We start from the raw sequence: 12844 nt of genomic DNA, 5'->3' as shown, positions 1-12844 counted from the left end.
CCTCGATTGAATGTCGCATTGCCATTGTCCTGCGGGTCAATGCCCAAGGCTCAAACCATCATGTTGAAGGTTGCGATGGCGCGTGCGTTATTCCCGGCGCGCCGCGCAGAACAGCTTGGCCCAGCCCGGCGACGTGCCGCAAGGCAATGAGCGCCCCGATTACCTGGTGCTGGTGAATGAGCGTTACACGCCTGCCAGGTGCAGCACCAGCTTGACGATGCCGAACAGCGTCAGCGCAAACACCGCCGTGAACAAAATGCCCAGTACCACGAAATGGCTGGGCTTGCCGTGGGTAAAGTCGCGTGCGCGATTTTTTCCGCTCTGCACGCCAAAGGCTGCCGCCATCACGCTGTGCAGCATCTGCCAGAAGGTCGGCGGTTTGTTGTCGAGTGGATCGTCCATAACACCCTCGTCAGGAAGACTGTCCTACAGAGCATAGACGCCCCGTGTCTATGCACCACCGGCCAGGTGTTGGCCAGTGGCTGAAAACCTCGGCGCTCTCGCGTTCTCGCGCTTACTCAGGGAGCGCCGCCTGCCTGTTCTCCGGTTCCACGGCCAGCTTGAGGAACAGGTCGTAATCCAGGGGCGGTCTGATCACGGCTTTTTCCAGGTAGATCAGCGCACGGTTGTCTGCCTGTGCCTGTTCGATCAATTCTCTACGCGTAAAGGGCTCCTCTTGCGTGGTCTTCAGGTGGCCGAAGCTGCTGTGCAATACGTCCGTATCGATGAGTGGGTAATGGAAGTGTGCGTGCCACAAGAGGGTGTCCTTGTAAGGTACTCCCGCTACTATTTTGCTTTTATCGCGCACGGTGTATTTGTCGATGAAGTCGCCGGTCTTCAGTGGCGCGCGACGTTCTGCCAGGTTGATATCGATAAACCCGTGCTTGAACAGATAGGCGACTTTGTAGGCTTGGGGGCGCTGCTGCAGGTAGCCCTCGGCGCACACCTGGTGGGCCAGTGTTCTCAGGTCGTTCGCCTCTTTCCTGTACGTATCTGCCAGCGCCCCGGCCTTTGGGTCCGTGCCGTGGTCGCGTTGGATTTCATCGGCCAAGGCGTCCACTCTGCTTGCCTGCTGGGTCAACATGTCGTCCCAGTCCAGCGGAGTGAGGGTTTCGCGTCGTGTGGGGTCCCGAAGTTTTCGCTGTTCGGTGCGTATCGTGTTCACAATCCCTGGCTTTTGCGCAATCACAGTGTCTGCACTGCGTTTTATCGTGTTCAGCGAACGTACCACCGCAGCTTTGGGCGGTATGACCGGCGCCGCCTGGACAACTTCCACCCAATCCCCTTCTTCGGCATGTTCGAGGTAAGTGGCGAGGGTCTGACCGGTGATCGGGTCCTTGATCTCCACAAAATTGCCGGGCATATCTGCCTGGGGCGGGCGCAAATCCCCCACCAGCGTGTGTTTGCTGCGCGTCTTGATGACTGTTCGGTTGGCGGGCTTCTTGCGGAGCGCAGAGGGCAGACGTGGTTCGTCAATGAATCCTTCCTCTATGAGAATCACGTCGGCCAGATGCGCTTCAAGGTCGGCACGATCGGCAACCAGTTGTTCCAGGAACGTCGTCCGATATTCCTCACGTATGAAGCCCGAGCCCATTTCGGTCAGCGAGTTGACGGCGTTCTCCAGCCGTTCATACCGTTCAAGAACACCCTTGAGTACGTCAATTTGCTCCGCTGTCGAGTAGCCGCGGGTCGTACTTAACTCTGTATGAGCTAGCACACAGGTGATGTTTTTCGGGTCGGTGAGGTCAGTGATGAAAGGATGCTCCGCCGCTTCCCGGGAAGGGTGAGTGCGGTTGAGTATCAGCTCGGTGAGCAAAATCAGCGACTGCAGTTTGAAGGTGGTTGAAGAAATGGTTTGATCGGAGGGTTTTTCCCGCAGCAGGAGTTGGCGCAGTACCGGGTCCGCGTTCTTGAGGTAGGTTTCAATGCGTTGGGCTGGCTCGACCATGTGTTTCAGCGCTTCGAGCTGCAGCTTTTTCAAGTGGATATACGCCTCATAGGCGTCTGTGATGTTGCGGGGTAACTCGCTATTGACTCGCTCATGGAGTTCGCTATCAGTTTCGCCGTGTTCGGCGTAATAGGTGTCTGAAAGCCTCTGCGACATGACCTCGAAGACCGCTGCCCAATAGTTATAGAGCATTTTGGTGGCGTTATTGCGCGTACTTGAGTGCGTTGGATCGGTCCTGTCGGCATGCATCAGTTCGCCGGCCTTGGCTTCGATCTGTTGCATCACTGCGTAGGCCGCCTCGGCGTTTTTCTGGTTGTTTTCTATGGCAATATTCCAGGCGATCCTGGCCTGTATCGAACTGAGGCGTCGTTGTTCATGACGGGTTGCAATTCTGCTGTGCAGTTGCGGAATCTGCGCCGAGGTGCCGAGCCTCAGCCAATCCTCGTGCAGGCCCCTTAGCTGCTCGACCCACTGGTTACGGGCAAAGCTCTGTGCTCTTTCGAACGACATCGAGGACATCGCAAAAGGCAGGAACGCGGCGTTGAGCCTGTCCAGATCATTCTTCAGCGCCTTTAATTGATCGCGATGTTCGCGCTGCCATTTATCCAGTTTTTCCCTGGGCATGCCTCCCGCAAGCCTGGCCTTGCGCTCCAGTCGCCAATGCCCTTGTGCATCGCCGGCCAGCTTGAACCCGGGGCGCAGCGGGTGCTTTGGGTCGACCAGATACACCTCGGCGAAACCTGGCACCACACTGACCTGGAACAGCAGCCCGCCGAGGCTGGCGTGCCAGGTGGCGCCGATGCGATACAACCCTTTGAGCGCACCACTGGCCTCCGGCGGCGGCAAGGTTTCAGGCCAGGGCACGTGCACATCGAGTAACGCTTTGAGCAGCCTCGCGCCGGCCTGCGGGGTGGCAATCGAGCGGCTGAAGTCCAGGGCCGTGTGGCCGGTCGCCGGCGGCTCGCCGGGCAGCGCCACCGGGCCATGGCGAACCAGCGGCACGCCAGCCTGAGGCGGCTGGCCCGCAGGGCGGCGCCAGGATGACAAGTGCAGAGCGTTGTCTGGCGGGGCGAGTTCTGCCAGGGCTTGTTGGGGACGGTGGGCTGGCGTAGCGGCGTGCAACAGCACCATCGCGGTATTGAGCAGCAGATCGATCAGCGCCAGCTCGCGCGTAGTTGGGTCCGTGCTTTGCAGACCCGCCAGATCCTGTTCCAGGCTGCTGACCAACACCAGCAGCCAACCGCTCAACATGGCCGGGCCGCGTGCCAGGGGCAACAACAAGGTGTTGAACAGCAACCAGGCGCCTTCCATCACAATGGCCCAGCGGCTTTCGCTGTTGGACACCGACGCGCGATCCGCCAGGTCCACCAGCGCCCGTGCGGTGCTGCCGAACAGGTGGTTAGGCAGTTGGCCGTTGATCTGCGACTGCAGCCACTCTTCGGCGCCTTCATCCACGGCCAGCGACGCGGGCAGGGGCTGTTCAGGCGGGGCGAATTCATCCCCGGGCAGGAAGCGAATGATGTGCGGCTCGGTGAAGCCGCCGTGGTCGTAGACCGGCCGTGCCCTGTCGCTCAGCCAGGTCAGTACACTGGTCTGCAACTCTCCGGGGGCGGCCAGTGCATTGAGCAAGGCCTGGCGTGTCGGGTATTGATACAGGGCATCGGTATACAACGGTCGATACAGCAGGTGCGGGCCAGTGCCTACGTCGCGGGGTTCGATGATGAAGAAATTGTTCACAGTGTCCGGCGCGGCACCGGTCTTGCGGCACAGGGCCAGAGGGCGCAGCACGATCTCCTGATCGTCAACGACTCTGTCTGCCGGGTTTTCGCTCATCAAGGCTTTTACATACCGATAGCCGGTGGTGGTAACGCCGTATTGCTGCCTGATCGCATACTCCAGCGCGAGCATCGGCAGGTGGACCTTGAGTTCTGTGGTAAACAGGTGTTCTCGTCGGCGCGCCTCTACCGTGTCGGACAGCAGCAACTCCTTGATCTTCTCTGGGTAGCTGGTGCCAATGTCGACGCGCTGGATCAAGCCGTGGCTGCCCAACAGGTAGTCTTCGCTCAGCCAGGCGGGAAGCGTCGCGGTGCTTTTGGAGGACAGCGTCAGTGTGCCTTTGGGCTTGCCGGCGAGATTCTTCAAGGCCAGTTCCGTCAGTGACAGACGCACATGGTCGATAATGCCGGTGGTGCCTGGATAACCGGCCGCTACGGCGAAGTCCAGCATCAGGTCATCGGGGTCGTAATCCCCATGGTCGGTGTGCATCTGCTTGCGCAATGCGTCGCGGCTGAAAGTGTGGATGTTTTCAATGCCCTCGTTGAATGAGCGGCCCTGGTTGTTTTTCAACACCTGCGCCATATCTTGCAGATGGCGGTGGTAGGCAAAACGGTCATCGGCCTTGGCTTGCTTGAGCCATCCGGGCAGTTGGTGATCGATCTCTTGCAACTGCGCCGCCGGTGCCTCGGGCAGTTGGGTAAAAAGCACAGCGGGGTCGGTGAGTTTATCCAGGGTACGCGTGAGCACTTCTTCGCCTTGACCTTGAAATGACACGCTCGCCAGGTCCTCCAGTTGCTGGTTGAGAATCAGCCCGGCCTGTTGTTCGAACACGTTGCCGTCGGGTTCATTGCGCCGCCAAGTGAGGCTGTCGAACTGGAACCGGGCCTGCATCCGCGTGCCCCAGGTTTCACCAAAGGCATCCAGGCAATCAAACGACTCGACAGCGCCGGACACGCTGCACAGCAGCACCTGCCTGTCGCGTACCAGCAGCAGGTCTGGGGTCAGCAGGCGTTGTTCGTTTCCGGCTCTGGACAGCGTGGTCTCAATGAAATAGGCATAGGTGGCGGGCGTGGAGCGGGGCAGGCGTTCCCGGCTTACGGGCCAGGTGGCGGCGGTTGCCAGCATGTCCCGTTGGGCGTCGCTCAAGGTGGAGGGGCGCGTGGCGGCTGCGCTCATTTGCCCTTGGAGAAACTCGCCAAGCCATTGCCAGCGGCTGCTGCCGTGGCTGTCGAGGGCGCTCCAGTAGTCCGCCAGGTCCTGTTGCCAATGCAGGTAAAGCGAGCCGGGTAACTCGTCGATGATGCGCGCAACCACCTGCATGTCGATGTCGGCCAGGCCGCTGCCGGGTGCGGGCGAGAGGTAGTACGGCATTTCGCCGCGGGGTTGCAGGTCCAGCAGCTGAGGGTTGAGCACATGCGCTATGGCGACGTTCACCAGCAGCGGGAACGCATAACTGCCGGTCACGGTGGGGCTGGCCAGCTTGAGCGTGAGCAGGTCCGGTTTCAGATCCGGGTAGCGTTCCAGAAGGCCCGTGCGCAGCGCCTTGAACAACACTGAAAATAGGCGCGGGCGAGTGGCGAAATGGGCATGGATGGCTTGGCTGGGCAACTGGCTCAGGGCCATGGGTTGAATGGGCATGACGAATTTCCTTTTTTTTGTAGATAACCCGGCATTGGTGGGTTGCCAGGTCTGCGGACCGATGGTCGGTGCGCAACAGCAAACTCCATTCAGTCGTGATGGCCGCGGTAACGGGATACGCGCAGCGCTAAAACACGCCGGCACATATGCACCACCGATTGCGGTAAGCGTCGTGATGCTCTGTCACTCCCCTTTACCCGGAGCGACACCATGACTGATTCACCGCCCCTTTGCGCCGCTGGAAAACCACCCGCTGCCACCCGAAGTATTCATCGCGAGTTTATTGAAAAGACCGTGCCCCAATGGCTGGTGGACGCGACACCTGCCCGCAGGTCAGCGCTTGAAAACACCCCGTCGGTGTTGCCGCAGGAATACAAAAAGTTTTCGCCGGCACACCGCAAGGCCGTCAATGCGAGCGTCAAGGCCAGTGCGGCCGCCCAGGTCCAATTGGACAGCACGATGTCGACGTTCCTGGACGTCGATGCATTCGCCAGGCCGTTGCTGGTCAAAGCCTTGAAAGACCAGCACCAGGTAGAAGTCGATGTCGACAAAACCTTCCTGTGCCTGCGGCGCGCGCTGGCAGTCAGTGTGCTGGAAGTGGAAGTGGCGTCTTTCGAACTCCTCAAGTTATCGATGCTGCAAGCCGCCTTGCATAACTTTGAAGCCTGGGAGTGCGAAGCGGGTGCTTACCACAACACCTCGGGTTATGTGCTGGAAACCGCCACCGCCGGCAACTATGAGCCGACGACGGTCAACCTGACGGTCAGCCAGTTCATGACGTTATGCCGCAGCCTCGATATCGGGGCGCAGTATCAGACTTACCTGAAGGCATTCTTTGCACCGGTCGACGCCAGCCCGATACCGCCCCTGCGCCAACACTTTATCGCCAGTCAGAAGGCAACCCTGCAGGCCGCCGCCGACTACGCCGTAGCGACCGGGGATATCGAGGTGGCGGATCACGCCATGATTGTCTCGGTGATCAATGGCAGCCTTTATCCCACGCTCGGCAACAAAAAGGTCTGGTTGCTCGACATGAGCCTGATGGGGAAAAGACTGACCGGCTGCGTCTATTTTGCAATCGGCGATCAGCACAGCGACGCGTTGATTCTCTATATCCCCCATGACCCGGCGCATCCGCTCAAACGCTACACCAAGCAACAAATGCGCAACGAGTTCAAACGCCTGTTCACCGCCCGCCCGGGCATGGCCGCCGACGACCCTGCACCAACGCCCTATCAGCAGTTTTTCAGCCAGTTCGTGGCTTATAACCAGCGGCCGCGCTACTTCAGCCAGTTCACGCAAAAGTCTGCCGACTCGCCCGTTGATCCGTTGAGCTCGCCTTGGCGATCGGCAGTGGAATTCCTGCTCGGGTTGTCAAAGATCTTGCGTATTAAAGAACTGCCGCCTGCAAAACCGGCAAAGATGGAGCCGGTAGCCGACCCTTACCTTGCACCCGGCAGCATGATGCCGTTTCGCAGCGGTGGTACCTATTCCGGCCTGCTCGACTTGTGGCCCTTTCTCTATGAAAAGCACCGCGACAAGGTGCTGGCCGACGCCCGCGCCCACGCGGTGCCGACTGCCGACGTCGACGTCAAGGCGCGGGAGGCCAAACTGGCACACTTGCTGGAAGTCGGCATGCTCGCGCTCAACCTGGTGTCTATGTTTGTGCCGGTGCTGGGCGAGGTCATGCTGGCGGTGATGGCCGAGCAATTGCTCTCCGAGACGGTGGCAGGCTCGATCGAGTGGGCCGAGGGCGACAAGCTCGCAGCCAAGGAACACCTGATCGATGTGGCTGAAAACCTGGCCCAGATTGCGCTGATGGCGGGTGTGGGGACGGCGGTGAGCCGGTTCAGGGCCGCCAACGCAGTGCCGGTGCTCGAAAACCTGAGCCCCGTCACCCTGCCCAATGGTGAAACCCGCCTGTGGAAGCCGGACCTGACGGGCTATCAAAGCCCTGACACGCTGGATGCCGGCAAGGCCCCCAACGCGCTGGGGCAATACACGCTCAATGGCAAGACCTATATGCGCCAGGGCGGTCAGCTCTACGAGCAGGTGTTTGATGAGTCGATCCAGCGCTGGCGGATCAAGCACCCGACCAATGCCGACGCCTACCAGCCGGTGCTGCACAGTAACAACCGTGGCGCCTGGCGCCATAGCCTGGAGCGGCCGCTGGAGTGGGACCGCCTGACGCTGTTGCGGCGCATGGGCCATACCACCGAGGGCTTTTCCGATACCGAGCTGATCAAGGTGGCGGATGTGAGCGGCGTCAGCGACAACGCCCTGCGCAAGATGCACATGGACCACGCGGCACCGCCTCCCGAACTGACGGATGCCATGCGCCTGTTCAAGGCCGACGCAGACAGCGGCCAGGTGATCGAACAACTGCGAGGCAGCCAGCCGATCGATGAGCGTTATCTGTTTGCGTTGCCGCTGGTGGCCCAAATGCCCCGCTGGCCAAAAGGGCGCGTGCTTGAGGTGTTCAAGGGGGCAGAGCTCTCCGGTGACTCGTTGAAGTACGGTTCCGAGCACGCGCCGCGTGGCGCGGTTGCCAAGACGCCGATCCAGATTACCCGCGCCGATGTCCTGGGCGGGCGATTGCCGGCGGTCATTCTGGCGGCATTGGAGGAGCCGCAAGTGAACTACCTGCTGGGCAGAGAGAGCGCGCGCGTGCGTGACTTGAGGCCGCAAGAGCTTGGCAAGCAACTCGCCGACTTTGCCCAGGCCCGCAAAGCCGCCATTTTCGACAGCCTCTACGCCGGCACCGAGCCGGTGGACAGCCAGGTTCGCCGGCTGCAGCGTGTCTGTCCGGGGCTCAGCGAGGCTGGCGCCCAAGACGTGCTGGCCGATGCCCGCCCCGATGACCTTGAGCAACTGCACGCCACCGGCCGGGTGCCGTTGACCCTGCTGGAGGAGGCCCGCTGGTACGCCCGGCAAGGCCGCCAGACCCGCGCGTATGCCGGGTTGCGCAGCGAAACCATGGCCTTGAGGGACAGTCGCCGGTTGGCGTTGCATACCCTGGAAAAGCTACCGGGTTGGCCGCAAACGTTGCGTCTGGAGATTCGCGAAGACAGTGGTAGCGGCCCCTTGCTGGACAGCATCGGCAGTGACTCGGCACGAGACAAGAGGTATCTGGTGAAAAAAGGCCCGCGCTTCCAGGCGTTCAATGAGCGAGGCGAGGAACTCAATAGTCTGCCCACACAGGGCGATAATTTTTATGCTTCGTTGATGCATGCCATGCCCGATGAGGCGCGGCAGGCGCTGGGTGTACCGCACGTAGGTCAGAGCGCGCAACTGCAAGAAAAAATCATCGAGGCTGCTGACCTTCATCGCAGTGAAACAGCGCAATTGCTGGAGCCGCAACGGCAGTGGTTCAAGCCGCCTGTGCGGATCAATGACAAGCAGGTGGGGTATTACGCCAGTGGGCGTAGTCCAGGCCTGAGAGCCAACCTTGCGGCGCGAGCGAGAGCGCTTTATCCGGAACTGAGCGATGAACAAGCCACGGGTTATATTCGGCACTTGCAACAGAGCAAGACCGACAGCGCCATACTCACCCTTCTGCAAAACCGCGGGCGCGAATACGCAGCGTTTGCCTCGGCACTCGACCAATGGGTAGGCCAGCCCCCGGTGGCGGCTGATCCATTCAGTGGCACACCCGACAGCTCGGCGTATCGGCACAAAACTCAAGTGGCGCAAATGTTCAAGGCGCTGTGGGGGCGCGCAGCGCTGGCTGGGGAAGTGAGCTTTTCCGATCGTCTGGCCATTATGATCAATGAGCCTTTGGCGCCCCTGACCACTGATTTTCCCCATATCCGTGAATTGTCGGTGGGTGGGCGCGGTATGAACGATGCCAATGCCGATAGTTTTCTTGCGCGCTTTCCTGACGTTGAAACCCTGTCCATTGGTGAAAACGGCCGCGTATGGAACTCAAGCCTGCTCGGCAGGCCGTCTCTGACAACGGTGCCCGTGGCCGTGAGCGCGATGGCGAAACTCAAAAGCCTGACGTTCAAGGCCGATGCGGGGACGTTGGCTGCGGACTTTTCCTCAAAACTCAATGCACTGACTGCGCTTGAGGAACTGCATATTCATTGCACCGGGTTTTCCCCTACCGCACTCAATAAACTCGATTTGTCCGCGTTGGTAAAGTTGAAAAAATTGCAGTTTGACGCGCCTCATACGCTGTCGCAGTGGCCTGCCTACGTTGAAGGTTTTACCCAGCTGGAGCGCCTGGACCTGACCAATACCAGCATTCGCGCACTGCCTGAGCGCCTGTATGACGGGCATGAAAAGCTGTGGGCCGGCCTGTCGCTGGACTGGTCAAAGTTCCCCCGCGAGGCGTTCAAGCCCGCGTATGAATACGTCAGAAACTATCGGGGAGGGAGCAGGCATTTGGCTGACTTGAACCAGATGGTCAGCGGCTACGCCTCGGGTGAGTTGCAAGCGCTGATGGGTTCCTCTCTGCAAACCACCGCGTTAAGCGAAAACATAATGGCGACCTGGGATACCCCTGAAACCAGGTTTGCCGCTATCGAGGCTCTGGGTGTCGAGCAAAGTGGGCTTTTCGGGGCGTTCTATGGCCCGGCGACCCCTGAGTTGCGTTTCAGGTCGCGTTTATCACCCTGGCAGTCGGGTCAAAATGCCGAGGTGATCAGCGCGCTTGAAACCAGCTGGCGCGGGGCAGTAGCCCAGCGTTATGGGGGGCAGGCGGATGTATCGGTGTTTGAATTGCCGGCGCAGGATGTGCAAGTGATCGCCCCACTTTACCCTGGGAAAGCCGTGACGCTGCCCGCTCTGCCGGCCGGGACGTTTTCCCATGTGCGCACGCTGCGCCTGGGTTGGTCGGGTGAGTCCACCGCGCAGACGCGCAGCTTCATCCGCGCCTTCAGTGGCACCCAAACCCTTGAACTCAACGGGCTTGGCTTGAGCGAGATACCCATTGGCGCAGATGATCTGCCCAATCTGACCCGCCTCGACCTGGCCAACAACGGCCTGGTGGCGACGCCCGCGGTCCAGGCGCAGCTCAATGGTCTTGGCAGCCTGGAGCTGTTGGACCTGGGCAATAACTCGCTCAATGGCCTGGATGTCAGCGCGTTGACGCAGCTCAAGGTGTTGAACCTGCGGGGCACGCGTTTGCAGGGCTGGCCAACCGGGGCCGAAACGTTGCCGCAATTGAACTGGCTCGACCTGCGGGACAACCAGATAGCGACATTGCCATCACCGGTACTGGCGAACGACGCGCTGTTGATGAAGGTCAACCTGGCGGGTAACCGGTTCAGCCCCACGGGTGAAGCCGCGCTGAAATCGGCGCGCCAGCGGGTTGAAAACGCCCAAGGCTTGCCCGAGGGTACGCTGCAGCGCTTTGAGCAGGAAGTGGTGCCGGCGGTCTTTGCACCGCAGGCGACCGATCAATCGATGGCCCGCTATTTGTTGCCATTGCCCGAGCCTGTCGCTGGCCCGCAAGGTGTCGCGGGGTATGCCAAACGTTTGCAGCAACTGCATCCGGCGCTGACCGACGAGCAGGCCTTGCAACGGCTTGCGCAACTGCGCAAAGACGGGATGAGCGATGCGCAAATCGATGTGCAGCTCAATAGCAGGTATGCGCAGTACGCGTCTCTGACCCGCCAGCTCAATGGCTGGCTGTATACCCGTGAGCTGCACGGCCCGGACGTGAGCGTGGTGGCCCAAGAGCGTCAGATGGTAGCGATCAAGATCCGCGAGTGCTGGCAAGGTGGCTTGGCGGCCGAGCCCGCTGCTGAACTGAGTCTGCACGGCCTGCAAGCCGACACTCTGCCGGCATTAGACCTGCCGTTTGCCCATGTACAGACCCTGGACCTGACCGGTGTGCGGGTCTCTGCGCACGGCGCCGATGGCTTCCTCAACAGCTTCCCGGCACTGCGCAGGTTAGTCCTGGGCGGCAACGACCTGACGGCGGTGCCGCAGGCGGTGGCGCGGATGGACCAGCTTGAACAATTGGAGCTGTCGGCCAACGCCATCAGCGACCCCGAGCCGCTGTATCGCCAATTGGGTGGTGCGCGTTTGCGCCGGCTCGACCTGAGCCACAACAGCCTGAGTGAGTTCAGCACCCGTGCCTTCAGTGGGCTCCAGACCCTGGACCTGAGCTACAACGGCATTACACACTGGCCCGACGGCGCACTGGAGGCAACGCACCTGACGAGCTTGAACCTCAGTGGCAATACTCTCACGATGTTTCCGGATCGCTTGCTGGACGGTAATCACGATCCGTTGGTGCTCGGTCTCGACCTTACCGACAACCATCGGCTCTCACTCAACAGCTTCGAGCAGCTCAGGCACTACAGCGATACCCACCAAGGCGGTGGTGTGGCGGGTTTTACGCGCCACGACATTGACTCGCGGATTGCCGCCCTTGAAAGTGACTCCGAAGCAGACTCGAGCTCTGGTTCCAGTGATGATTCGGACGGTGACTCCGACGGTGATGGCGGGGAGCCGTTGGAAGTCATCCCCGACCTGACGGATGAGACGGGTGATGCGGCAGCGCAATCCTGGCTGGTGAACACGCCGGCCGCGCTGGCAGCGTCCAGGCGGCAATGGTGGCGGCAACTGGCCCAGGAGTCGGGCCATGGGCCGTTCTTTCATTTGCTTTCCCAGCTACGGTATACCCACGAGTACCGATACACCCGCGCCGATCTTACCCGGCGTGTCTGGGACGTGATCGAGGTCGCTGCCGCCAGTGCGCAACAGCGCAGGTCGTTGTTCCAAGCGTCGAAAACCCACAGCACCTGTATCGACGGGCGCATCCTTTCCTTCAGCGAAGTGGAGGTGCTGGTGTTCGAGGCGAGGGTGCTGGAGGGAGTGCCGGCGCACAATTTGAGGCTCAAAGGCCAGCGGCTGCTGGACTTGTCCCGGCAATTGTTCCGGCTCGACCAGGTCGACCTGTTGGCCGAGGCCAATGCCCGTGGGCAGGATCCGGCCGAAGCGCGTTTGGAGTATCGGATCGGCATGACCAGGGGGTGGCCTGATAGGCTGGAACTGCCAGGGCAACCCTCGTACATGGCGTTTGGCACGCCGCTCAGCGGCGCCGCGGTGACTGCGGCGCGCGCTTCGGTACTCGCGGCCGAAGCGTCCGATGGGTTTTATGAAAGCCTGATCGCTCGGGAGTACTGGCTCAATTACCTGCGCGAGCGCTATCCCGACGCGTTCGAGGCCCTTGAGCAAAACGCGGCCACGCGCCAAGGGGCGCTGGAAGACGAGCACAGTGCCAGGGAGCTGGGCACCGAGAGTCAGGAACGCTACATCGTCGCGTTGAACCTGTTGGAGATCGAGCTGGGTAGCGCACGGGCACAGAAGCTGCTTGAACTGTCGCGCAGGGAAGTCGCGGATCTGTCGGCGGGCAGGGTGGCAACATCACCGCCGGGCTCTGGGTCGCCCAAACCCGGTCCTTCCTCGCGCCCGTAACTCATCAGGTGCCACTGCCCGCAGTGCGAGTCGTCGTGCGGGCAGTGGCGG

General features: G+C 61.0%; 3 protein-coding genes. 1 reads left to right on the top strand and 2 read right to left on the bottom strand.

The window, feature by feature from the left end:
* Nucleotides 1-183: 183 nt before the first annotated feature.
* Nucleotides 184-402 carry a DUF2970 domain-containing protein gene (locus PspCFBP13528_RS16525; RefSeq protein WP_065952433.1) on the bottom strand — a complete coding sequence of 73 codons (219 nt, stop codon included), beginning with the start codon at nt 400-402 and terminating at the stop codon, nt 184-186.
* A 112-nt stretch (nt 403-514) separates the two neighbouring features.
* Nucleotides 515-5362, bottom strand: a complete 4848-nt coding sequence (locus PspCFBP13528_RS16520; RefSeq protein WP_137200742.1) for a DUF6543 domain-containing protein — start codon at nt 5360-5362, stop codon at nt 515-517.
* Between the two features lie 210 nt (nt 5363-5572).
* Between PspCFBP13528_RS16520 and PspCFBP13528_RS16515 the strand changes: the two genes are divergently transcribed.
* A complete protein-coding gene (locus tag PspCFBP13528_RS16515; RefSeq protein ID WP_137200736.1) occupies nt 5573-12793 on the top strand; it encodes a DUF6543 domain-containing protein in 7221 nt (2406 codons plus the stop codon).
* Nucleotides 12794-12844 lie beyond the last annotated feature (51 nt).

The sequence above is a fragment of the Pseudomonas sp. CFBP13528 genome (assembly GCF_005233615.1).
Taxonomy (GTDB): domain Bacteria; phylum Pseudomonadota; class Gammaproteobacteria; order Pseudomonadales; family Pseudomonadaceae; genus Aquipseudomonas; species Aquipseudomonas fluorescens_AM.
The sequence above is the reverse complement of the archived record's forward strand: the minus strand, read 5'-3'. Positions and strand labels throughout refer to the sequence as shown.

Bases quoted from the DNA above. Each gene is read 5' to 3' on its own strand.
- PspCFBP13528_RS16525 (WP_065952433.1), bottom strand. From the start codon at position 402: ATGGACGATCCACTCGACAACAAACCGCCGACCTTCTGGCAGATGCTG.
- PspCFBP13528_RS16520 (WP_137200742.1), bottom strand. From the start codon at position 5,362: ATGCCCATTCAACCCATGGCCCTGAGCCAGTTGCCCAGCCAAGCCATC.
- PspCFBP13528_RS16515 (WP_137200736.1), top strand. From the start codon at position 5,573: ATGACTGATTCACCGCCCCTTTGCGCCGCTGGAAAACCACCCGCTGCC.